The organism is Streptomyces sp. NPDC104831, from assembly GCF_055583025.1.
The window spans coordinates 47,901-70,246 of the sequence record NZ_JBVJOT010000033.1; the positions used below are offsets into that span (position 1 = coordinate 47,901).

Sequence of the window (22,346 nt, forward strand, 5' to 3'; positions counted from 1 at the left end):
CGGGGCGGGCCGGGTCGAGCCGAGGGGCATGGGAACTCCCGGAAGGTCCAACGGTGTTCAGCGGCTCCCGGTGACGGGGAGCGGACCGGCGGGTCGTGGCGCGGTGACCGGGCCCCGGCGCGCCGGGGCGAGCGCGTGGCCCGGCGGCGCGGACGCGCGCTCCCCGGGGGGACGCGCCCGGACCTGGTACGCGGGGACGGTGAGACGGAACCGGGGCACGGGACATCCAGGGGTCGCTCGGCGCGGGCGTGGTGGTCCGGGAACGGCCGAAGGAGTGAATCGGTTACGGCGGGTACGGCATTCGGGCTACACCGGCCGACGCGAAGGGGGCGGGCCGCGACGGGCCCGCCCCCTGAAGTGACGCGTGGACGCGGTTACTTCACCGCGCCCGCCATCACACCGGTCACGAACTGCCGCTGGAACGCGAAGAACACGGCCAGCGGGATCACCATGGAGAGGAACGCGCCGGGCGCCAGCACGTCGATGTTGTTGCCGAACTGCCGGACCTGCGTCTGCAGGGCGACCGTGATCGGCTGGGTGCCCGACTTGGTGAACACCAGCGCGACCAGCATGTCGTTCCACACCCACAGGAACTGGAAGATGCCGAGGCTCGCGATCGCGGGACCGCCCAGCGGCAGCACCACCCGTGCGAAGAGCCGGAGTTCGCCGGCGCCGTCCAGGCGGGCCGCCTCCAGCAGTTCGCGCGGGATCTCCGCGAAGAAGTTCCGCAGCAGGAACACCGCGAACGGCAGCCCGAACCCGGTGTGGAACAGGATCACCCCGAGGATCGACCCGAACAGGCCGATCTTCCCGAAGAGTTCCGCGATCGGGATCAGCGCCACCTGCACGGGCACCACCAGCAGGCTCACCACGCCCAGGAACCACCAGTCCCGGCCCGGGAACTCCATCCACGCGAACGCGTATCCGGCCAGCGCCCCGATCACCACGACCAGGAGCGTCGCCGGGACCGTGATCAGTACGGTGTTCACCAGCGAGCCGGTGATGTCGGGGTTCTCCAGCAGCTTCCGGTAGCTGTCCACGGTGAGCTGGGACGGCTCGGTGAACACCGTCCACCAGCCGCTCGCGCTCATGTCCTGCGGCGAGCGCAGCGAGGAGACGAGCAGGCCGATGGTGGGCACGAGCCAGAACAGGCCCACGACGATCAGCACCACGCGGACCAGCCCGCCGCCCAGCTTCTCCGCGATCCGGGAGCCGACCGACCGCCGGGCGGGGACCGCCCGGACCGGACCGGCCTTCCGGACGCGTGAGGCGGTCACCGTCATCGCCGCACCTCCCGCCGCAGCCTGCGGATGTTGAACAGCATCACCGGGATCACCAGCAGCAGCAGGAACACCGAGATCGCGCTCGCGACGCCCGGCCGCCCTTCCGAGAAGCCCTTGCGGTACAGCTCCAGCGCCAGCACGTTCGCGTCGTCCTGGGAGGAGCCGGGCGCGATGATGAAGACCAGGTCGAACACCTTCAGCACATTGATCATCAGTGTGACGACGACGACCGCCAGCACCGGTGCCAGCAGCGGCACGGTGACCTTGCGGAACACCTGCCACTCGGAGGCGCCGTCCACTCGTGCCGCCTCCAGCAGCTCCCGGGGCACGCCCGCGAGTCCGGCCGCGATCAGCACCATGGCGAAGCCGGCCCACATCCACACGTACGCCCCGATGATCGCCGGGGTGACCAGCGCCGGGCCGAGCCAGCCGACCCCGTCGTACGGCTCCCGGAAGTTGTCCGCCGGCAGCCGGAGCCGGGCCCCGTCGGCGGCGGCGGGCAGGGTGAACGTGCCGTCGCCGGACGCCTTGGCGGAGGCCACCACCTTGCCGTCCTTCACCGCCTCGATCCGCATCCCGGCGTACCCCACCTCGGACGGATCGGGCGCGCCGAGCCTGCCGACGCCCTTGCCCCGGGTGAAGTCCTGCCAGGCGGTGCCGGTGACCCTGCCGGGCTCCGGCCGCGCGGCGGCGGCCTTCCGCACGCCGTCCGGGAGCCGGTCGGGGGCCACGCCGACCAGCGGCAGGGCGACCGGCTGCCCGGCGTGCACGGCGTCCTTGGTGAGGAAGCCCCCGCCGTCCGCCACGAGCGGCGACCGGCGGCCCGGATGCGCCTTGGGGAACGCCGACGACTGCGCGAACGTGTCGTGCACGCCCACCCAGACCGCGTTGGCGACCCCCTTGTCCGGATCCTGGTCGTACACCAGCCGGAAGATGATCCCGGCGGCCAGCATCGAGATCGCCATCGGCATGAAGACGACGAGCTTGAACGCCGTTCCCCAGCGCACCCGTTCGGTCAGCACCGCGAAGACCAGGCCGAGCGCGGTGGCGACCGTCGGCGCGAACACCACCCAGATGACGTTGTTCTTCAGCGCCGTCCGGATGCCGTCGTCGGTGAACAGCGTCGTGTAGTTGTCGAAGCCGACGAAGCCCTCACCGGAGGAGCCCGAGAAGCTGCGGACGACCGAGTACCCGATCGGGTAGACCACGAGCGCGCCGAGCAGCACCAGCGCGGGCAGCAGGAACAGCGCTGCCACGGTCTTGCGGGTGCCGGTCACGCTCTTGCGACCGCGGGGCGCGGCGGGGCCCGGTGGGGCCCCGGCCGCCGCTGCCGACGCCATGCGCGGATCAGCCCCCGTTCCCGTAGGCCGCCGCCGCGTCCCGCTCCAGCCTGGCCTGGGCGCCCGCGACGTCGGACGGGTTCTTCAGGAAGTCCTGGAGGTCCTTCCACTCGCCCTTGCCCGGCGTGCCGCCGAAGGCCTGCGGGGCCTGGTCGGACATGTCGAAGCGGAAGTCGTCGCCGGCCTCGACCAGCGCCTCGGCGATCTTCCGCTGCACCGCGTTCGGGTACGCGGAGGACGGCACGTTCTTGTTCGGGGAGAGGTAACCGCCCAGCGCGGCCTGGACGGCGGCCGCGTCCGGGGAGGCGAGGAAGGTGACCAGGGCCTGCGCCGCCTTGGAGTCCTTCAGGACGACCGCCGCGTCACCGCCGGAGACCACCGGCGCGGCGTCGCCGACCGCCGGGAAGGGGAACACCTTCGCGTCCGTGCCCACCTTCGCCTTGGTCTCGCCGATGTTCACCTGCACGAAGTCGCCTTCGTAGACCATCGCGGACTTCGGCTGGTCGCCGCCGGTGAAGGTCTGGGTGACCGACTGCGGGAACTCGGTCTGCAGGGCGCCGTTCTGACCACCCGCCAGGTACTCCTTCTTCCCCCAGAGCTGGGCGAGGGTGGTCAGCGCCCGCTTCACCGAGGGATCGGTCCACTTGATCTTGTGCTGGGCCAGCTGGTCGTACTTCTCCGGCCCCGCCTGGGAGAGGTAGATGTTCTCGAACCAGTCGGTCAGCGGCCAGCCGTCCGCGCCGGCCACGGAGAACGGCGTGACCCCGGAGTCGTACACGGCCCGCGAGGCGGTCAGCAGGTCCTGCCAGGTCTTCGGTTCCTTCGCTCCCGCGTTCTCGAAGACCTGGGCGTTGTACCAGATCAGCGACTTGTTGGCGGCCTTGTAGTAGACGCCGTACTGCTTGCCGCCGACCTTGCCGATGTCCTGCCAGCCCTGGGAGTAGTTCTCCGCCAGCTCCTTCTGCGCCTCGGCGCCCAGCGGCTTGGCCCAGCCCTTCTGCACGGCCTGCTTGATGGCGCCGGGCTGCGGCAGCAGCGCGACGTCCGGCGGCTGGCCGCCCGCGATCTTCGAACCGAGGAAGTTGATGATCGGGTCCTGCGCGGGCACGAAGGTGACCGACGCGCCGGTCCGCTTCTCGAACTCCGCCAGGACCTTCTTGAAGTTGGCCTGCTCGCCGCCCGTCCAGACGGCGGACACCTCCAGCTTCGCGCCGTCCAGCTTCGGCAGGCGGACGGTGGAACCGGTGGCCGCGCCGGTCTTCCCCCCGGTGTCCTTCTTCTCGTCGTCACCGCTGGAGCACGCGGTGAGCGCCAGGGCCCCCGCGAGCAGGGCGGCGAGCGCGGTGACGGCCCTGGGGGCCCGGAATGTGCTGCTCTTGCTGTGCATCACTTCCCCGTTCGTCGTTCTTCGCTGAACGCTCGTTGAACGTAAGAACTCTGTCCCGTGCGGTCCGGTGTACGCCGGGCCGCTCGACACGGGCAAGAGCACCTGCGGCACCGACCGGCGTATCGTGATCGGCTCGTGACCGGGGCCGTATGCCGGGGAGTCGACAGCTCTAGAGGAGCGAGGGGACCTCCGTCGCCGCGACCTCGCGGGCCGCCCGCTCCACCGCGCTCGCCAGCAGCGCCAGGTCGGTCGGGCCGTTGCCCAGCTCCCGTACCGGCCGGCGGGCCGGCGGGTCGCCCATGCGCTGCCAGTCCAGCGGGACCACCGTGGGCCGCTGGGTCGCGGTGCGCGGGATGCGGCCGGTGACCCGCCCGCCCTGGAAGCCCACGGCGGGGCCGTCCGCGTACGCCAGCCGGCCCCGCCCCGGCGCCGGCTGCTCCGGCCCCGGCTGCGGCGCGTCCAGCTCGACCCGCAGGGCCGCCCGGCGGGCCGGCTCCGACTCCGCCGTACGGCCGTCGGCCCCGGTCGCCGCCACCAGGTGCACCCCGAGCCGGTCGCCGTCGCGGGCCACCGCCTCCAGCGCCCGGACCACCGAACCGGCGGCGGGCCGGCCCGGCGAGCCGAGCGCCGGGGAGACCAGGGCGTCGAGGTCGTCCACGACCACCACCAGGCGGGGCAGCGGCGGCGCGGCGGCGGCGCGGCGGCGGGCCGCCGCGCCCGGCCGCAGCCGGATGGTGGAGCTGGGCGGTGCCTCTATGTCCCCGGAGGCCGGCCCCGGGGCGTGGGTGCGCTGGGCCACCAGCCGGCCGGACACCTCGCGTCCGGCGTGCCACCGGGCGAAGTCCGTCCGGCCCAGCAGCTCCGCGCGGCGCTTCAGCTCGGCGCTCAGCGCCTGGGCGAACTCCCGCATGCGCACGGGGTCGCCCGCGATCAGGTGGGTGGTCACGTGCGGGATGTCCGTGCACGCCCGCAGTCCCTCGCCGCGGCCGGCGCCCGTGCCGACGCCGTCCCGGCCGTCGAGCAGCACCACGGCCAGCCGGTCCGGCCGCTCGGCGGCGGCCAGCGAGGCGACCACGGTCCGCAGCAGCTCGGTACGGCCGCTGCCGGGCGGGCCCTCGACGAGCAGGTGCGGCCCGTCCGCCACGAGGTCGGCGGTGACCGGGCCGCGCGGCCCCGCACCGAGCACCGCCCGCGCCCGGCCGCCCGGCGACTCGGTGTCGTCCGCCGCGTCCGCCCAGCGCGCCATGAGCGACGCCGGGGTGGCGCGGGCCAGCCCCAGTTCGTCCAGGAGCCGGGCCGACCGGGGCAGCGGCGCGGAAACGCGCGCGTGCGGCTCGTCGTCCGGGCCGTCCGGGCGCAGCGGCGCCAGGGCCCGCGCGAACCGCTGCGCCCAGGCCGCGGAGACGGCGTCCACGGTGGCGTGTGTGCCCGGTCCGACCGGGCCGCCGGGGCCGACCCGCAGCAGTTGCAGCGCGGTGGCGACGTCCCCGCTGAGCAGCGCGACGGCACCGCAGTGCCGGAAGGCGGGCGTCACCGCGCACGCGGTCTCGTAGGTCCGGGCCACGGGGGAGACGGGGGAGGCGGGCTCGGTCTCGGCGAGACACACCACGTGGATCCCGGCTTCCGGCCCGGCCACGGCCAGCCGGGCGAGGGCGTCCCGCAGGGCGGGGCCGCCCGGGTCCCCGTCCACGACGACGAGGGTGAACGGGCCGTGGGAACCGGCGGGGGCGAAACCGCCGGGGCCGCCCGGGACGGGGGCGGGAGCGGGGGCGGGTACGGATATGCCGGCCGGGCCCGTCGCGGCGTCCCGGGACCGGGCCGCCCCGTACTCCCCGGCCGTCGCCGTGTGGTCGTCCAGCCGGCGCAGCAGCTCCTCCGTGCGGGCCGCGGCCTGCTCGCGGTCGTAGGCCAGCAGCAGGCGGCAGTCCTGGCCGTGGCCCGGCCGGACGTGCGGGAGCCAGCCGAGCCAGGCCCACTCCGCCGTACGGTCCTCCACCGGCCGGGAGTGGTCCGCGCTGATCAGCACGATCTCCAGCAGGTCGGGGGAGTGCAGCGCGGCGAGCTGGGCCAGCACGGCGCGGGCCAGCCCGGACAGCCGGGGGCGCGGACCGGCGAGGCCCAGCGCGCCGGCCTCGCGCAGCGCGGCGGTCACGGGTACGGCGGGCAGCAGGCCCGAGCCGTCCGGCGCGCTCCGGTCCGCCGTGCCGAGCCGCACGGTCAGCGCCTCCGGGTGACCCGGCCCGCGCTCCCACAGCCGGGGCCCGGGCCCCAGCGCCGTCAGCAGCAGCGCCGCCGGGTCCGGCCAGGTGTCCGGCCGGCCCGCGGCATCGGCGGCGGGGGCGCCGACGGCGGCGGGACCGGGGGCGTTCTCGTACACCTCGGCACCGGCCGCCTGTTCCCCACGCCCGCCGGCCAGCCGCCGCGCCCAGGCCCCGAACCCGCGCCGCCGGCCCCCCTGCGGGGCGCCGGCCGGCTTGTCACGGGCGCCCTGCGGGGCGTCGGACCGGGGGCGGGTTCCCTGCGGGGCGTCGCCCGACCCCGGGTACGCCCCGCGCGGCCCGGCGGCGGGCGCGGGAGGGGTGCCGTAGGAGGGGCCGGCGTATCCGGGGTGGTCGCCGGGGCCGGGGACGGTGCCCCGGGACCCGTCGGCGTACCCCGGTCCGCTGCCGGGTGAGGCGTCGGCGGGTCCGGGGCGGTGGCCGTAGGGAGCGTCGGCGGGGCCCGGGTGCGTGCCCGGTGACCCGGCGGCGGGTCCGGGAGGGGTGCCGTAGGAGGGGCCGGCGTATCCGGGGTGGTCGCCGGGTGAGGCGTCGGCGTGCCCGGGGTGGCCGCCGTACGGCGCGTCGGGGGATCCGGGGCGGGGTCCTCGGGCGGGGTCGGCGGGCGCGGGGTGGGTGCCCCTGGGCGCGTCCGTGCCCCTGACCGGGGTGTCCTTGCGTGCGCCGGGGCGTGGGTCCCGGTCCGCGCGCGCGTTCTCGACGCAGGGTGCTCCGGCGTGCGCTCCGAAGCGTCCCGCGTGGGTGGTGTCACGGCCGGACGCCCTGCCCGGCGCGGCGGAGCCCGTGCCCCGGTTCTCCACGTCCGGCGCCCCGGCCTGCCCCGGCACCACCGGGGACTGCCCGCGCCGGTGCTCCTGCGCCCCGGCCGCGGCGCCCCACGAGCCGTAGCCGTGGCGGGCCTCCCCGGCGGGGGAGGGAATCCGGCCGCCGCCCGCCGCCCCACCGCGGTGCCCCGCGCCCGGGGACGGCACCGTGTCCGCGCCCGGCGCCGCGGTCGCCGACGGCGCGACCCCTCCGCCGGGGCCGCCCGCGTCCGCCGAGGAGGCCCCGGCCCCGCCCACGGCGACCCGTACGCACCCCTCCCCGTCCGGCACCGCCCGCACCCGTATCGCCGCCCCGCCCGACGCGGTCACCCGCAGGGCGGACTCGCCGACCCGCAGCAGGCCGCCCGCGGGGACCGGGACCGGCCGGCCGGTCACCCGGGTGCCGTCCAGGGACGTGCCGTTCGTGGAGCCGAGGTCGGCGACCGAGACACGGCCGTCCGCGCCGACGGTGACCGCGCAGTGCAGCCGGGAGACGTCGGGGTCGTCCAGCGGTACGTCCGCGTCGGCGGAGCGGCCCACGGTGATCCGGCCGCCGTGCAGCAGATGGACCCCGCCCGCGTCCGGCCCCGCCACCACGTGCAGCCGCGTCGGCGCGTCGTCCAGCTCGGGACGCGGCTCGGGCGCCGCCGGAACCCCCAGGGACAGCACGGCCCCGTCGACCAGCGGCGGCTCACCGAGCGTGTACCGGCGCGGATCGAGGCGCTCCTCGCCCGCGTACAGCACCACGGACGCGCCGGCCTCCCGCCCCGCGCCCCCCTCGCCCGCGACCGCCCCGGCCAGCGCCGACGCCACCGCGCCCAGCTCCGTGCCCACGGGCGCCGTGACCAGCACGTCGCGGCACACGGCGCGGCCCCGTTGCGGGGGCGGACCGAGCGGGTCTACGACGGTCAGCCGGATCTGCATCGGCGTCAGCGGTCCCTTCTGCGCGGGTCTGCGCGGGCGCGGACTTCCCCCCACCCCACACGAGCACGTCGGCCAGCAGCCGCCGGCACCGTCCCGGCGGACTGCTGGAGGCATCCTCGCACCTGCCGTCGGCCACGCGCCCGGAACCCGGTGACAAGTGATCTTGATTGGTCGGCTCTGCCCCCAAAAGTGCCGGACCCGGAACCCGTCGGCGATCAGTTGAGATCGGTCACGTCCGGTCCCGGGCAACCGGAGGACCGCGTCCCGCGTCTTCCCGTCGAACCCCGTCCCGGACGCCCGAGGATGCCCGGGAACGCGTACGTGGTGCCCCGTAGCACGGCACTACAGTGGGGCGGAACACCGGGACTCCGGGACCGGGAAGCAAGCGACAGCAACCAGCAGGGAGCGCGTGACGTGCGGCCAGTCGGCAGCAAGTACCTGCTTGAGGAGCCGCTCGGACGCGGCGCCACAGGCACTGTCTGGCGTGCCCGCCAGAGGGAGACGGCGGGCGCCGAGGCCGCCGTGCCCGGACAGCCGGGGGAAACGGTCGCGATCAAGGTCCTCAAGGAGGAGCTGGCGAGCGACCCGGACATCGTGATGCGCTTCCTGCGCGAGCGCTCCGTACTGCTCCGGCTCACCCACCCGAACATCGTCCGGGTCCGCGACCTGGTCGTCGAGGGCGATCTGCTGGCCCTGGTCATGGACCTCGTCGACGGCCCCGACCTGCACCGCTACCTGCGCGAGAACGGCCCCTTCACCCCGGTCGCCGCCGCCCTGCTGACCGCCCAGATCGCCGACGCCCTCGCCGCGAGCCACGCCGACGGCGTCGTCCACCGCGACCTGAAGCCCGCCAACGTGCTGCTCCGGCAGCACGGCGGCGAGATGCACCCGATGCTGACCGACTTCGGCATCGCGCGCCTCGCCGACTCCCCGGGCCTGACCCGGACCCACGAGTTCGTCGGCACGCCCGCCTACGTCGCCCCGGAGTCCGCCGAGGGCCGCCCGCAGACCTCCGCCGTGGACGTCTACGGCGCCGGCATCCTGCTGTACGAGCTGGTCACCGGCCGTCCGCCGTTCGCCGGGAGCACCGCCTTGGAGGTGCTGCACCAGCACCTGAGCGCCGAGCCGCGCCGCCCCTCCACCGTCCCGGACCCGCTGTGGACGGTCATAGAGCGCTGCCTGCGCAAGAACCCGGACGAGCGGCCCGGCGCGGAGAACCTCGCCCGGGCCCTGCGGGTCGTCGCCGAGGGCGTCGGCGTGCACGCGAACGCCGCGCAGATCGCGGCCGCCGACGGCGTCGGCGCGCTCCTCGCCCCGGACCCGGCCCCGACCGCCGTCCCGGACGTGCCCGGCGCCGCCGACCCCACCCAGGTGCTGCCGGCGAACGCGCCGCAGGGGGCGTACGACCCGAACGCCGCGACCAGCGTGCTGCCGCACACCGGCGGCCCGGCCGGCGCCGCCGACCCGACGGCCGTGCTGCCCCACACGGGCGCCGCGGACCCCACGGCCGTCCTGCCCCCGGTGCCGCCGGACCAGCAGGGGCAGCAGCCCGAGCAGCCGCACCCCTGGCAGACGCAGCTGCGCGCCGCCCGGGACCGCAACGACCAGACGCAGGTCCAGTACCTCGGCCCGGACGAGGACCCGCTGCGCCGCCGCCCCCAGCGGCAGGTCGCCCCCCGGCCCCAGCAGCAGCCGCGCCCGGCCCCCCAGCCCCGCCCGCAGCAGCCCCAGCCGCGCGGCCGGCAGCGCCCGCAGCAGGCCCCCGGTTACGGCTATCCGCAGCAGCAGCCCCAGCGGTACTCCACGCCCCAGCCGCCGCAGCCCGCCCAGCAGCCGCAGCGGTACGCGCCGCCCGCTCCGCCCGAGCCGCAGCGGCCCGCGCGCGAGCCCCGGGCGCCGCGGCAGCGCGGCGCCAACCCGATGAAGATCCCCGGGCTGGGCTGCCTGAAGGGCTGCCTGTTCACGATCGTCATCCTGGTCGTCGTCAGCTGGCTGATCTGGGAGCTGACCCCGTTGCAGGACTGGATCGGCACCGGCAAGGGCTACTGGGACCAGCTGACCGACTGGGCCGGCACGGTGGGCGGCTGGGTCAAGGACCTGGGCGGCTCCTCCGGGAACTGACCGCGAGGTTGGAGATTTGTCGACATCTGCCGGGTGATTTCCGCCTCGGCGGCGGAGGTCGACCCGCCGGACGCGTACTTTTAACGACAACACGCGTCTGTAGGAGCAGTCTTGGCACGGAAGATCGGCAGCCGGTACACCGCGAACCAGATCCTGGGGCGGGGGAGCGCCGGGACGGTGTGGCTGGGCGAGGGACCTGAGGGCCCCGTCGCCATCAAGCTGCTGCGCGAGGACCTCGCCTCCGACCAGGAGCTCGTCGGCCGCTTCGTGCAGGAGCGCACCGCGCTGCTCGGCCTGGAACACCCGCGCATCGTCACCGTGCGCGACCTGGTGGTCGACGGCAACGACCTGGCCCTGGTCATGGACCTCGTCCGCGGCACCGACCTGCGCACCCGCCTGGAACGGGAACGGCGGCTCGCCCCCGAGGCGGCCGTCGCGATCGTCGCCGACGTCGCCGACGCGCTGGCCGCGGCCCACGCGGCCGGCGTCGTCCACCGGGACGTCAAGCCCGAGAACGTCCTGCTGGACATGCAGGGCCCGCTCGGACCGGGCGGCGCCCACCCGGCGCTGCTCACCGACTTCGGAGTCGCCAAACTGATCGACTCGCCCCGGCGGACCCGCGCCACGAAGATCATCGGCACCCCGGACTACCTGGCCCCGGAGATCGTGGAGGGCCTGCCGCCCCGGGCCGCCGTGGACATCTACGCGCTGGCCACCGTCCTGTACGAGCTGCTGGCCGGCTTCACCCCCTTCGGCGGCGGACACCCCGGCGCGGTGCTGCGCCGGCACGTCACCGAGACCGTCGTACCGCTGCCCGGCATCCCCGACGAGCTGTGGCAGCTGCTGGTGCAGTGCCTGGCCAAGGCGCCCGCCTCCCGGCTGCGCGCCTCCGAGCTGGCGGCGCGGCTGCGCGAGCAGCTGCCCACGCTGGCCGGACTGCCCCCGCTGGAGGTGGACGAGCCGGGGCCCGCCGAGGAGGAGGCCGAGGAGGCCGTCCCCGCGCCCGCGCCCGAGGGCGAGCCGGTACGGCGGCGCGGCGCGGTGTCCCTGGTCCCCGGCGCCAAGCCGGATTCCAACCGGGACACGCACACCTCGATGCGGGTGCCCGCGCCGGACGAGCTGGCCGGGGGCGCGCACGGGACCGCCCGCGCCCCCCGGGCCGCCGGCGCGCCCCGCCCGGGCTCGGCCCGCCACCGGGCCGCGGTGCGGCGGCGCCGGGTGACCCTCGGGGTGGCCGGGGCGGTGGTGGCCGCCGCGGTGGGCGTCGGCGCGTGGCTCGCCTCGGCCGACGGGGAGGACCAGGCGCCGCCGGACACCCACAGCACCTCGGCCCCCTGAGTTCCGGCGCCGGAGGCGGTACGGCCGAGGACGCTTGCCACAGCCGTTACGCTGGAAGGCGTGGCAGTCGTCGATGTATCCGAAGAGCTGAAGTCCCTCTCCTCGACCATGGAGTCGATCGAGGCCGTCCTGGACCTCGGGAAGATGAGGGCAGATATCGCCGCGCTCGAGGAGCAGGCGGCGGCCCCGTCCCTGTGGGACAACCCGGACGAGGCGCAGAAGATCACCAGCAAGCTCTCCCACCTCCAGGCCGAGGTCAGGAAGGCGGAGGCACTGCGCGGCCGGATCGACGACCTCGCGGTCCTGTTCGAGATGGCCGAGGAGGAGGACGACCCGGACACCCGCGCGGAGGCCGAGTCCGAGCTGGCCTCCGTGAAGAAGGCGCTGGACGAGATGGAGGTCCGCACCCTCCTGTCCGGCGAGTACGACTCCCGTGAGGCGCTCGTCAACATCCGCGCCGAGGCCGGTGGCGTCGACGCCGCCGACTTCGCCGAGAAGCTCCAGCGCATGTACCTGCGCTGGGCCGAGCAGCGCGGCTACAAGACGGAGCTGATCGAGACGTCGTACGCCGAAGAGGCCGGCATCAAGTCGACCACCTTCGCCGTGCACTCGCCGTACGCCTACGGCACCCTCTCCGTCGAGCAGGGCACGCACCGCCTGGTGCGCATCTCGCCCTTCGACAACCAGGGCCGCCGCCAGACCTCCTTCGCGGGCGTCGAGGTGCTGCCGGTCGTCGAGCAGTCCGACCACGTCGAGATCGACGAGTCCGAGCTGCGGATCGACGTCTACCGCTCCTCCGGCCCCGGCGGCCAGGGCGTCAACACGACCGACTCCGCGGTCCGCATCACCCACCTGCCCACCGGCATCGTGGTCTCCTGTCAGAACGAGCGGTCGCAGATCCAGAACAAGGCCACCGCGATGAACGTCCTCCAGGCCAAGCTGCTGGAGCGGCGCCGGCAGGAGGAGCAGGCCAAGATGGACGCCCTCAAGGGCGACGGCGGCAATTCCTGGGGCAACCAGATGCGCTCCTACGTCCTGCACCCGTACCAGATGGTCAAGGACCTGCGCACCGAGCACGAGGTGGGCAACCCGGAGGCCGTGTTCAACGGCGAGATCGACGGGTTCCTGGAGGCCGGGATTCGCTGGCGCAAGCAGCAGGAGAAGTAATTTTATCGACATGACAACTGCCGTCCTCTGGGCGGCAGTTGTTCTTTTGTCCGGGTTTTACATCACACTCACAGGCTTCAATTCCCCGTAAACGTGACCCCTTCGGACAATGCGCCCGCAACGCCCTTGACGTTGCTTTGAAAAATCGGAAGGGTGGGGCGGCGGCATGCGCACTCAACGGGGCGCATGTGAACCGGGGGATCGAGTTGACGCACATTTCGTCACCAGCTACCTCCGTCGATCACGGTACGCCCCATGCGCCGCCTCTCTGACGAACAGCTACTGGGGGTAGCAACCATATGACGAAGAAGACGCGGATCCGGGTCGCGCGGATAGCCGCCGGTGCCGTGATCGCGGCCGGTGCGTCGCTGACCGCGGCGGGCGCGGCTTCCGCCCTGGACCTCGACGTCCAGGCGGGTCCGATCAGCCTCGGCGTGAGCGGTGTCGGCGCCGACGGCGGCAACACCGACGGGGGCGGCGGCGAGTGCCCGATCGGCATCTGCACCGACGGCGGCGCCGCCAGCACGGGCGGCGACGCGGCTACCGGCGGCGCCGCGGCGACGGGCGGTGACGCGGCCACCGGCGGCGCCGCGGCGACGGGTGGTGACGCGGCTACCGGTGGCGCCGCGGCGACGGGTGGTGACGCGGCTACCGGTGGCGCCGCGGCCACGGGTGGCGACGCGGCTACCGGTGGCGACGCGGCCACGGGTGGCGACGCGGCCACCGGCGGTGACGCCTCGACCGGCACCAACGGCGGAAACGGCAACTCCGGCGGTAACGGCAACGGCGGTAACGGCAACTCCGGCGGTAACGGTAACTCCGGCGGTAACTCCGGCGGCAACGGCGGTAACAGCGGCACCGACGGTGGCAACGGCAACGGCGGTAACAGCGGTACCGACGGTGGCAACGGCAACTCCGGCGGTAACGGCAACTCCGGCGGTAACGGCGGTAACAGCGGCACCGACGGTGGCAACGGCAACTCGGGGGGCAACGGCGGTAACAGTGGCACCGACGGTGGCAACGGCAACTCCGGCGGCAACGGCTCCGGTGGGGACAGCGGCACCAGCGGCTCCGTCGACGGGGGCTCGACCGACGGCGGTTCCACCGGCGGCGGCACCGGCACCGGCGGCAACGACAACACGCCCAACGGCGGCGGCAACAACACCGTCCCGCAGGACGCCGGCTCCTCGGCCCTGACCGACACCGGCTCCGACACCGTGGCCCAGGGCGGCGACAAGCAGCTCGCCGAGACCGGTGCCGGCCAGACCGCGTTCCTGCTCGTCGGCGCCGCGACCATGATCGCCGGCGGCATCGGCTTCCGCGTGCTGCCGCGCCTGGTCACCGCCCGCGGCGGCGCCGCGGCCTGAGCGTAGCCAGTCGCTCACGCCTCGCACGCGAGAGCACACCGAAGGGCCCGGAGCCTGGCGCTCCGGGCCCTTCACGACGCTTCGGCGGTCACTCCCAGCCGGTCACACGGTCTGGTGCGCCAGCAGCACCACCGTGGCGATCAGAACCGCCAGCAGCGCGATCAACGCCATCGGGTTCAGCCCGTTCAGGCCCGAGAGGAAGCCTTCCTGCTGCAGTCGCTCGCGGTTGGCACGGCACACCGGGCACCGGCCCTCACTCACGGGCGCCGCGCAGTTCGCGCACACCAACCGGTCGTACGTCATGCGCTCGCCCTCCTCGCACCGGCCATCATTCGTACAACGCTCGCGGGAACGGGAACGTTCCCCGGCCTTCCCGTCGTCCTTCGTCTTCCTTCCACTGTGCCAGGTTCCCGCGGAGCGTGCGCGGGGCCCGAGTGGGGGGAGGCCCGGACAGTGTGCGGTACAAAAACGTACAAGTCTTGCCCAACCTCGGCCCGCGCCTGCGCTTGCGCACCCGGTTCGCGTATGGTCACGCTCATCTACCCCCGGCGACCCGTGGTGCATCCGTGATCCGATTCGACAACGTCTCCAAGGTCTACCCCAAGCAGACCCGCCCCGCACTCAGGGATGTCTCCCTGGAGGTGGAGAAGGGCGAGTTCGTCTTCCTCGTGGGATCCTCCGGCTCCGGAAAGTCCACCTTCCTGCGGCTCATCCTCCGCGAGGAGCGGTGCAGCCACGGCCAGGTGCACGTGCTCGGCAAGGACCTCGCGCGCCTGTCCAACTGGAAGGTGCCGCAGATGCGCCGCCAGCTGGGCACCGTCTTCCAGGACTTCCGGCTGCTGCCGAACAAGACGGTCGCGGAGAATGTGGCCTTCGCCCAGGAGGTGATCGGCAAGTCCCGCGGCGAGATCCGCAAGTCCGTGCCGCAGGTGCTCGACCTCGTCGGACTCGGCGGCAAGGAGGACCGCAGGCCCGGCGAGCTGTCCGGCGGTGAACAGCAGCGCGTCGCCATCGCGCGGGCGTTCGTCAACCGGCCCAAGCTGCTCATCGCCGACGAGCCCACCGGCAACCTCGACCCGCAGACCTCCGTCGGCATCATGAAGCTGCTCGACCGGATCAACCGGACCGGCACCACCGTCATCATGGCGACGCACGACCAGAACATCGTGGACCAGATGCGCAAGCGCGTCATCGAGCTGGAGAAGGGCCGCCTCGTCCGCGACCAGGCCCGCGGCGTCTACGGCTACCAGCACTGACCGCCCCCAGTTCCCGAAAGGCCTGAAGAAGTAGCCATGCGCGCCCAGTTCGTCCTGTCGGAGATCGGTGTCGGTCTCCGCCGCAACCTGACGATGACCTTCGCCGTCATCGTCTCCGTCGCCCTGTCCCTGGCCCTGTTCGGCGGTTCGCTGCTGATGAGCGACCAGGTCGGCACCATGAAGGGCTACTGGTACGACAAGGTCAACGTCTCGATCTTCCTGTGCAACAAGCACGACGCGGAGAACGACGTGAACTGCGCCAAGGGCGCGGTCACCGAGGACCAGAAGAAGCAGATCTCCGCGGACCTGAAGAAGATGCCGGTCGTCGAGCAGGTGACCTACGAGTCCCAGGACGAGGCGTACAAGCACTACAAGGAGCAGTTCGGCAACTCCCCGCTGGCCGGCTCGCTGACGCCGGACCAGATGCAGGAGTCGTACCGGATCAAGCTCAAGGACCCGCAGAAGTACCAGGTGATCGCGACCGCGTTCAACGGGCGGGACGGCGTGCAGTCGGTGCAGGACCAGAAGGGCATCCTGGACAACCTCTTCCAGCTGCTGAACCTGATGAACCGGGGCGCGCTCGGCGTGATGGCGATGATGCTGATCGTCGCCCTGCTGCTGATCGTCAACACCGTGCGCGTCTCTGCGTTCAGCCGTCGGCGCGAGACCGGCATCATGCGCCTGGTCGGCGCCTCGGGCTTCTACATCCAGGCGCCGTTCATCGCCGAGGCCGCGGTCGCGGGGCTCATCGGCGGCGGCCTGGCCTGTGTCGCGCTCGTGCTCGGCCGGTACTTCACCATCGACCACGGCATGGACCTCTCCCACAAGCTGACCCTCATCAACTTCGTGGGCTGGGACGCGGTGTTGACCAAGCTCCCGCTGATCCTCGCGACCAGCGTGCTGATGCCGTCCCTGGCGGCGTTCTTCGCCTTGCGCAAATACTTGAAGGTGTGACGCACACCAAGGAGGGCCGTACGGGCAACCGCCCGTACGGCCCTTCGCGTTGTCCTAGACTCACCGCCATGTCAGGCCGTGACCCCCTCTGTAGTCCCCGCCGCGTCCGCCGCGGCGCCGCCCTGACACTGGTCTTCGCCGGCGTGCTGGTGACCGGCGCCGCCACCGGCGCCTTCCCGGGACCCGGCACCCCCGACCGCCGGGCCGTCGCCGAACCGGCGGACCCGGCCGCCCGGCACGAGGCCGTGCGCCGGGCCGCCGCCGAGGCGATGGCCGACGGCAAGTCCCCCATGGAGGCCGCCCGACGGGCCGTCAGCCGCAGCGGCGACCGCTGGGCCTCCGTCTACTCCGAGGGCGAGTACGAGGAGTTCCTCGACGCCCTCGACGGCCGCTACACCGGCGTCGGCCTGTGGGTGCGGCAGGAGGCGGACGGCGGGATCGAGGTCACCCGGGTGCGGAGCGGCTCGCCCGCCGCGGAGGCCGGCATCCGCGTCGGCGACCGGCTGCGCAGCGTCGACGGCCACAAGACCGAGGGCCGGCCGGTCACCGAGGTGATCGCCCTGCTGCGCGGCGACGCGCCCGGCGACGGCACGGCGGACGCCCCGGCCGGGACCACGGTCACGCTCGGTCTGGCGCGCTCCACGCGCACGTGGACGAAGACCCTGCACCGGGCCCGGCTGTCCACCGACCCGGTGACCGTGCGCCGGCTGCCCGGCGGGCTGAGCGTGCTGAAGGTCTCCGCGTTCACCAAGGGGTCCGCCGACGCCGTCCGCGCGGCCCTGCGCGCCGCCCCGGCGGGCGGCCGTACCGTCCTGGACCTGCGCGGCAACTCCGGCGGTCTGGTCACCGAGGCCGTGGCCTGCGCCTCCGCCTTCCTGGACGGCGGCCTGGTCGCCACCTACGACGTCGACGGCGCCCAGCGCGCCCTGCACGCGGACCCGGGCGGCGACACCACCCGGCCCCTGGTCGTCCTCGTCGACGGCGGCACGATGAGCGCGGCCGAGCTGCTCACCGGCGCCCTCCAGGACCGGGGCCGCGCGGTGGTGATCGGCTCGCGCACCTTCGGCAAGGGCTCCGTGCAGATGCCGACGAAGCTGCCCGACGGCTCGGTGGCCGAGCTGACCGTCGGCCACTACCGCACCCCGGCCGGCCGGGCGGTCGACGGCCGGGGCCTCACCCCGGACCTGGAGGCGCGGCCGGAGCAGGCCCTGCCGCGGGCGCAGACGGTGCTGGCCGGGCTGGGCGCCCCTTCGTAGCCTCGCCGGGCGGCGCGCGTAAACGGCTGTACCCGGCCCCCCTGTGTGGTGCGAAAATGGGCGGCACTATGAGCAAGGGAATGTACGTACCGAAGGAGTCCCAGCCCAAGCAGGGCGGCGGGGCCGGCAAGGCCAGGGACGGCGAGAAGGGCGGCAAGCGCAAGATCGTCGCCCAGAACAAGAAGGCCCGGCACGACTACGCGATCATCGACACCTACGAGGCCGGGCTCGTGCTCATGGGCACGGAGGTCAAGTCGCTGCGCGAGGGACGCACGTCGCTGACCGACGGCTTCGTCCAGATCGACCGGGGCGAGGCGTGGCTGCACAACGCCCACATCCCCGAGTATCACCAGGGCAGCTGGACCAACCACTCCGCGCGCCGCAAGCGCAAGCTGCTCCTGCACCGCGAGGAGATCGCCAAGCTGGAGGCGAAGTCCCAGGAGACGGGTCACACGATCGTGCCCCTCGCCATCTACTTCAAGGACGGCCGGGCGAAGGCCGAGATCGCGCTCGCGCGGGGCAAGAAGGAGTACGACAAGCGGCAGACCCTGCGGGAGCAGCAGGACCGGCGCGAGACGGCCCGGGCGATCGCGGCGGCCAAGCGCAGGCAGCGCGGCGTCTAGCCGGCCGGCCGCCGGGAATAGGCTGGCATCGTCGGGCGTTGGTCACGTACGATGGGCCTGCACCCCATAGCGGGTGTGCGCACCCTCCTCGGAGGGGTTTGAAAAATCAACATGGGGATGATCGGTTTCGACAGCGGCTGTCGAAGCAGGGGAAGCGTGTCGAGGAAGCGGCAATGATCTCGTAAACCATATGTCGCAAAAAATAATCGCCAACACCAAGCGCGATTCCTTCGCCCTCGCTGCCTGATCAGCGACTCGCGAAGTGTCAGCCCGGGGCTGTTCCCGACCCGGATCCTGGCATCAGCTAGGGAACTAAACCTCTAAACCCGGTCACGGGGTGTAGAGGGAAATCAAACAGTGACTGAGCCCGTCGGAGACTTGTCCGCGTGATCTCCGGGGCCGAGAAAATCGCAGCGGACTGCACACGGAGAAGCCCTGATTCCGCACCGTTGGACGCGGGTTCGATTCCCGCCATCTCCACGAGACCCCTCCGGGGGTCGACCCCATGTGGGCGAAGGCCCCGTCGCTTCGTGCGGCGGGGCCTTCGTCATGCCCGCCGCCCGCCCGCGAGGCCCACGAGCAGCGCCAGCGAGGCCGCCGCGGCCGGTACGGCGAAGGCGGTGACGGGGGAGAGGTGCTCGGTCGCCCAGCCGCCCGTCGCCGAGCCGCAGGCGACCCCGGCGAGCAGCCCGGTCACCATCAGGCTCATGCCCTCGTTCAGCCGGTCCGCCGGCGTGCGCCGCTGCACCAGGGCCATCGCCGTCACCATGGTCGGCGCGGTCGCCATGCCCGCGACCAGCAGCGCGCCGGCGAGCACCACGAGCGAGCCGGTGCCGGCCGCCGCCCAGGGCAGCGCCATGAGGACGGCCATCGCCGCCAGGCACCGGGTGAGCCGGGGGCCGGCCGGCCCCCGGGCCCCGTACGCCAGTCCCGCCGCGCACGAGCCCGCCGCCTGGAGCGCGAGCACGAGGCCGGCCGCCGTGCGCTGTCCCCGTGCGTCGGCGTAGGCGATCGTGACGACCTCCATGGCACCGAACACCGCACCGGTCGCGAGGAAGCAGACCAGCAGCGGCCGGACGCCCGGGCTGCGCAGCGGCGAGGGCGCCTGGGAGCGGGCCGCCACCGGTGGCTCGGTCGCCCGCTGGGCGGTGAACAGCAGCATGCCCGCGAGCAGCAGCACCGCCCCCGCGAGCGTTCCCGCCTCCGGGAAGAACGTCCCGGTCAGGAAGGAGGCGAGCACCGGTCCGAGCATGAAGCACAGCTCGTCCGCCGCCTGCTCGAACGCGTTCGCCGTGTGCAGCGCGCCGGGCTCGTCCCGCAGCAGATGGGCCCAGCGGGCGCGGGAGAGGCCGCCGATGTTCGGGGTGGCCGCGGTGCCGGCGTAGGCCGCGAACAGGGTCCAGTCGGGGGCGTCGTAGTGGACGCACAGCAGCAGCGCGAGGCTGCCGAGCACCGCGACGGCCGTGGCCGGCAGCGCGATCCGGGCCTGCCCGTGCCGGTCCACCAGCCGGGCGACCCAGGGCCCGGCCACCGCGGTCGCCGCGAGCCCGGTCGCGGTGACGGCCCCGGCGAGGGCGTACGAGCCCCGGGAACCGGCGATCATCACGACCGCGCTCACGCTGAACATGCCCGTGGGAAGCCGGGCGAGGAGATTGCCGGTGGTGAAGGCGCGGGCCCCGGGCAGGGCGAACAGGCGCTTGTAGTGGGTGGGTTGAGAGCGGTGTGCGCGAACGCGGCGCTCTGGCGCGGTGGTCTGCTGCGGCATGGGTCCACGGTCGCCCGGAGCGGAGCACGGGGTCCAACACCTGCCGGGCGCCGATTGACGCACCCCCGTTGTAAATTCGCTCCCGTGCCCGCTTCCATAGACCCGCGCCTGCTGCGCGCCTTCGTGGCCGTGGCGGAGGACCTGCACTTCACCCGGGCCGCGGCCCGGCTCTACGTCGCCCAGCAGGCGCTGAGCCGCGACGTCAGGCGCCTGGAGCGGGAGTTGGGCGCCGAACTGTTCGTGCGCACCACCCGGCAGGTCACCCTCACCGCCGACGGGGAACGCCTGCTGCCGCACGCGCGCCGGGTCCTCGCCGCCCAGGACGACCTGCTCGCCGCGTTCGCGGCCGGCCAGTCCCGCCCGCTGCTGGTCGACCTCAACTCTGCGGGCCTGGCCACCGGCCGCCGGGTGCTGTACCGGGCCCGCGAACTCGCCCCCGACTGCGAGCTGATGGCCCGCTACGAGAGCGGCCTCACCGGAGCCGCGGCCGACCTGCTGGCCGGCCGCCTGGACGCCTCCTTCGGCCGCTTCGCCGGACTCGACCCGGCGCTCCGCTCCGGTCTCGCGCAGCAGCCGGTGCGGTACGAGCCGATGGCCGTCGTGCTGCCCGGCGACCACCCGCTGGCGTCCTCGCCCGAGGTGCCGGTGTCCGCGCTGGCCGGGGAGACGGTGTACGCCGGCGCGGGCAACCCGCGCACCCGGGAGTGGACCGACCTGGCCCGGCGCCTGTTCGAGGACCGGGGCGTGCGGCTCGCCCCGCCGCTGCCGATGGCCGTCGGCGACGAGGAGTTCGCCCGCGTCATGGCGAAGACCGGGAACCCGGTGCTCGCGGTGGTGGACTTCCCGCCCATGCCCGGCACGGTCCTGCGCCCCCTCGTCGCCCCCGTCCCGCTGTCGCCCGTTTCCCTGGTGTGGCGCAGGGGGCTGGTCCACCCCGGTCTGACGGCGCTGAGACGGGCGGCGGCGGAGACGGCGCGGACGGAGGGCTGGCTGTGCCGCCCGGCCGACGGCTGGATCCCGGCGGCGGACGAGGAGGCCATGGGGGCCGGCCCTACGCCGGGTGGGCGACCGCGTCCCGCTGCAACTGGACGGCGGCCAGCAGGCTCAGGTCCGGCTCGGCCTGGCGCAGCGCCTTGACGGCGGCGACGGAGCCGACGTCCCCGGCGAAGTCGGCCGCGGCGAGGCGCTCGCGCACCCACGCGGCCCGCAGCGGCCCCTCGTCCGCCGCCGCGACGCCCCCGGCCACCGCGACGGCCCGCTCCAGCCCGGCCCGCTCCTCCTCCGGGGCCCCGTCCAGGGCCTCCCGCAAGGCGGCCAGAACGACATCCGCGTCCCGGATGACGAGCACACAGTCCTGCTTCCTGCCGAATCCCGCGAGTCCCTTCACACGGACCATGGTGGCCGTGACGGGCGACGCCCTCCAAACCACTTGAGCACTTCCAGAGGGTTGCCCCGGCCGCCTCGCTCCCGAGTGAGGCGGATCACTGCCCGATCGCCGCATCTCTTCGCCCGGCTGCCGAGTCACACCAGCGGACCGGAATGCAAAGGAGATGCAAAGGTGACCAAGCGAACCCTTCTGGCCACGGCGGCCCTGTGTGCGACGGCGGCGCTGACGCTGACCGCGTGCGGGGGTGACGACGAGAAGGCCGACGGCAAGGAGAAGGGCGCCTCCGCTCCCGCTTCCGCTTCCGCGACGTCGTCGCCCGGGAAGCCGTTCGAGGGGCTGACCGGGGACCAGATCTCCGAGAAGTCCCGCGTGGCCATGACCAAGCTGAAGTCGTTCAAGGTCAAGGGCGACATGACCATCGACGGCGCGGACATGAGCTTCGACTTCGCCGTCGTCGCCAAGGGCGACTGCCAGGGGACCCTCACCCGCGCCGGCGGGACCGCCGAGATCCGCAAGGCCGGCGGCGTGATGTACATGAAGGGCGACGAGAAGTTCTGGCAGCAGTCGGGCGAGGAGGACGGCTCGTCGCCCGAGGACACGAAGGCCTTCACCCAGCTCGTCAAGGGACGCTGGTTCAAGCTGGGCTCGGGCGCGGAGGCGAGCGAGGAGTTCCCCTTCTGCGACGCCGGCGTGATGTTCGAGAAGGACGAGGACGAGCCCCGGCTCGCCCGGGGCCCGGAGACCGAGGTCGACGGCACGCGCGCCCTGACGCTCACGGGCAAGGACGGCGCGGAGCGGCAGACCCTCCTCGTGGCCGCCGAGGGAGAGCCCTACGCGCTGAAGATGACGACCGAGGGCGGCAAGGAGCCGGGCTCGCTGGAGTACTCGGCGTTCGACAAGCCCGTGACCGTCGCGGCCCCGCCGGCCGACGAGGTCGTCGACGCGAACGGCCTCAAGGGCTGACACCGGGTTCACCGCCCTGACGGGACCCCGGGGGGGGGGGGGGGGGGGGGGGGGGGGGGGGGGGGGGGGGTGGGGGGGGGGTGGGGGGGGGTGGGGGGGGGGGGGGGGGGGTGTGGTGAGCATCCCCCAGACC

General features: G+C 73.8%; 17 protein-coding genes and 1 other RNA gene. 11 read left to right on the top strand and 7 right to left on the bottom strand.

Annotated features, from left to right (window positions below; all coding sequences use genetic code 11):
* Window positions 1-374 precede the first annotated feature (374 nt).
* From ACZ63H_RS22595 to ACZ63H_RS22610, 4 genes are all read right to left on the bottom strand, one after another.
* Entirely contained in the window at window positions 375-1,283 is a 909-nt protein-coding gene (locus ACZ63H_RS22595) for a carbohydrate ABC transporter permease (RefSeq protein ID WP_469867680.1), read from the bottom strand.
* Complete coding sequence (locus ACZ63H_RS22600; RefSeq protein WP_469867682.1) at window positions 1,280-2,560, bottom strand: carbohydrate ABC transporter permease; 1,281 nt, start codon at window positions 2,558-2,560, stop codon at window positions 1,280-1,282. The genes ACZ63H_RS22595 and ACZ63H_RS22600 overlap by 4 nt, the downstream gene beginning before the upstream one ends.
* Window positions 2,561-2,630: 70 nt before the next feature.
* Window positions 2,631-4,010, bottom strand: a complete 1,380-nt coding sequence (locus tag ACZ63H_RS22605) for an ABC transporter substrate-binding protein (protein WP_469867684.1) — start codon at window positions 4,008-4,010, stop codon at window positions 2,631-2,633.
* A gap of 169 nt (window positions 4,011-4,179) precedes the next feature.
* Entirely contained in the window at window positions 4,180-8,016 is a 3,837-nt protein-coding gene (locus ACZ63H_RS22610) for an FtsK/SpoIIIE domain-containing protein (protein ID WP_469867686.1), read from the bottom strand.
* Between the two features lie 414 nt (window positions 8,017-8,430).
* Here ACZ63H_RS22610 and ACZ63H_RS22615 point away from each other — a divergent pair, with 414 nt between their 5' ends.
* The 4 genes from ACZ63H_RS22615 to ACZ63H_RS22630 all read left to right on the top strand — a co-directional run bounded on the left by ACZ63H_RS22615 (window position 8,431) and on the right by ACZ63H_RS22630 (window position 14,009).
* Window positions 8,431-10,137 carry a serine/threonine-protein kinase gene (locus ACZ63H_RS22615; protein WP_469867688.1) on the top strand — a complete coding sequence of 569 codons (1,707 nt, stop codon included), beginning with the start codon at window positions 8,431-8,433 and terminating at the stop codon, window positions 10,135-10,137.
* 111 nt (window positions 10,138-10,248) lie between these two features.
* Window positions 10,249-11,475, top strand: a complete 1,227-nt coding sequence (locus ACZ63H_RS22620) for a serine/threonine-protein kinase (RefSeq protein WP_469867690.1) — start codon at window positions 10,249-10,251, stop codon at window positions 11,473-11,475.
* Window positions 11,476-11,535: 60 nt separating this feature from the next.
* A complete protein-coding gene (prfB, locus tag ACZ63H_RS22625; RefSeq protein WP_469867692.1) occupies window positions 11,536-12,642 on the top strand; it encodes a peptide chain release factor 2 in 1,107 nt (368 codons plus the stop codon).
* Between the two features lie 299 nt (window positions 12,643-12,941).
* Entirely contained in the window at window positions 12,942-14,009 is a 1,068-nt protein-coding gene (locus ACZ63H_RS22630) for a hypothetical protein (RefSeq protein WP_469867694.1), read from the top strand.
* A 102-nt stretch (window positions 14,010-14,111) separates the two neighbouring features.
* Here ACZ63H_RS22630 and ACZ63H_RS22635 read toward each other — a convergent pair whose 3' ends face one another.
* Window positions 14,112-14,312 (bottom strand): hypothetical protein, encoded by a 201-nt coding sequence (locus tag ACZ63H_RS22635; protein ID WP_469867696.1) that lies wholly within the window; start codon window positions 14,310-14,312, stop codon window positions 14,112-14,114.
* Between the two features lie 263 nt (window positions 14,313-14,575).
* Here ACZ63H_RS22635 and ftsE point away from each other — a divergent pair, with 263 nt between their 5' ends.
* The 5 genes from ftsE (at window position 14,576) to ssrA (ending at window position 18,581) form a co-directional block, all read left to right on the top strand.
* Window positions 14,576-15,265 (top strand): cell division ATP-binding protein FtsE, encoded by a 690-nt coding sequence (ftsE, locus tag ACZ63H_RS22640; protein ID WP_030610589.1) that lies wholly within the window; start codon window positions 14,576-14,578, stop codon window positions 15,263-15,265.
* Between the two features lie 36 nt (window positions 15,266-15,301).
* Window positions 15,302-16,219, top strand: a complete 918-nt coding sequence (ftsX, locus tag ACZ63H_RS22645) for a permease-like cell division protein FtsX (protein ID WP_469867698.1) — start codon at window positions 15,302-15,304, stop codon at window positions 16,217-16,219.
* A 68-nt stretch (window positions 16,220-16,287) separates the two neighbouring features.
* The gene (locus tag ACZ63H_RS22650; protein ID WP_469867700.1) at window positions 16,288-17,475 is read left to right on the top strand and encodes a S41 family peptidase; all 1,188 of its coding nucleotides are present in this window, start codon (window positions 16,288-16,290) and stop codon (window positions 17,473-17,475) included.
* A gap of 80 nt (window positions 17,476-17,555) precedes the next feature.
* On the top strand, window positions 17,556-18,098 hold the full coding sequence (gene smpB / locus ACZ63H_RS22655; protein ID WP_469867748.1) for an SsrA-binding protein SmpB: 543 nt from the start codon (window positions 17,556-17,558) through the stop codon (window positions 18,096-18,098).
* A gap of 113 nt (window positions 18,099-18,211) precedes the next feature.
* Window positions 18,212-18,581, top strand: a transfer-messenger RNA (tmRNA) gene (gene ssrA, locus ACZ63H_RS22660).
* A 64-nt stretch (window positions 18,582-18,645) separates the two neighbouring features.
* Here ssrA and ACZ63H_RS22665 read toward each other — a convergent pair.
* Window positions 18,646-19,863 carry an MFS transporter gene (locus tag ACZ63H_RS22665; RefSeq protein WP_469867702.1) on the bottom strand — a complete coding sequence of 406 codons (1,218 nt, stop codon included), beginning with the start codon at window positions 19,861-19,863 and terminating at the stop codon, window positions 18,646-18,648.
* A gap of 84 nt (window positions 19,864-19,947) precedes the next feature.
* On the opposite strand from ACZ63H_RS22665, the gene ACZ63H_RS22670 reads away from it, so the two are divergent.
* A complete protein-coding gene (locus ACZ63H_RS22670; RefSeq protein ID WP_469867704.1) occupies window positions 19,948-21,000 on the top strand; it encodes a LysR family transcriptional regulator in 1,053 nt (350 codons plus the stop codon).
* Here the strand turns inward: ACZ63H_RS22670 and ACZ63H_RS22675 are convergent.
* On the bottom strand, window positions 20,915-21,259 hold the full coding sequence (locus ACZ63H_RS22675) for a hypothetical protein (protein WP_469867706.1): 345 nt from the start codon (window positions 21,257-21,259) through the stop codon (window positions 20,915-20,917). The genes ACZ63H_RS22670 and ACZ63H_RS22675 overlap by 86 nt on opposite strands.
* A 162-nt stretch (window positions 21,260-21,421) precedes the next feature.
* On the opposite strand from ACZ63H_RS22675, the gene ACZ63H_RS22680 reads away from it, so the two are divergent.
* Window positions 21,422-22,213, top strand: a complete 792-nt coding sequence (locus ACZ63H_RS22680; protein WP_469867708.1) for a hypothetical protein — start codon at window positions 21,422-21,424, stop codon at window positions 22,211-22,213.
* The last annotated feature ends 133 nt before the right edge of the window (window positions 22,214-22,346 follow it).

Excerpts from the sequence above, each read along its gene's own strand:
- ACZ63H_RS22595 (WP_469867680.1), bottom strand. The coding sequence starts at position 1,283 with ATGACGGTGACCGCCTCACGCGTCCGGAAGGCCGGTCCGGTCCGGGCG.
- ACZ63H_RS22605 (WP_469867684.1), bottom strand. The coding sequence starts at position 4,010 with ATGCACAGCAAGAGCAGCACATTCCGGGCCCCCAGGGCCGTCACCGCG.
- ACZ63H_RS22610 (WP_469867686.1), bottom strand. The coding sequence starts at position 8,016 with ATGCAGATCCGGCTGACCGTCGTAGACCCGCTCGGTCCGCCCCCGCAA.
- ACZ63H_RS22630 (WP_469867694.1), top strand. The coding sequence starts at position 12,942 with ATGACGAAGAAGACGCGGATCCGGGTCGCGCGGATAGCCGCCGGTGCC.
- ACZ63H_RS22635 (WP_469867696.1), bottom strand. The coding sequence starts at position 14,312 with ATGACGTACGACCGGTTGGTGTGCGCGAACTGCGCGGCGCCCGTGAGT.
- ftsX (WP_469867698.1), top strand. The coding sequence starts at position 15,302 with ATGCGCGCCCAGTTCGTCCTGTCGGAGATCGGTGTCGGTCTCCGCCGC.
- ACZ63H_RS22650 (WP_469867700.1), top strand. The coding sequence starts at position 16,288 with ATGTCAGGCCGTGACCCCCTCTGTAGTCCCCGCCGCGTCCGCCGCGGC.
- smpB (WP_469867748.1), top strand. The coding sequence starts at position 17,556 with ATGTACGTACCGAAGGAGTCCCAGCCCAAGCAGGGCGGCGGGGCCGGC.
- ACZ63H_RS22665 (WP_469867702.1), bottom strand. The coding sequence starts at position 19,863 with ATGCCGCAGCAGACCACCGCGCCAGAGCGCCGCGTTCGCGCACACCGC.
- ACZ63H_RS22675 (WP_469867706.1), bottom strand. The coding sequence starts at position 21,259 with ATGGTCCGTGTGAAGGGACTCGCGGGATTCGGCAGGAAGCAGGACTGT.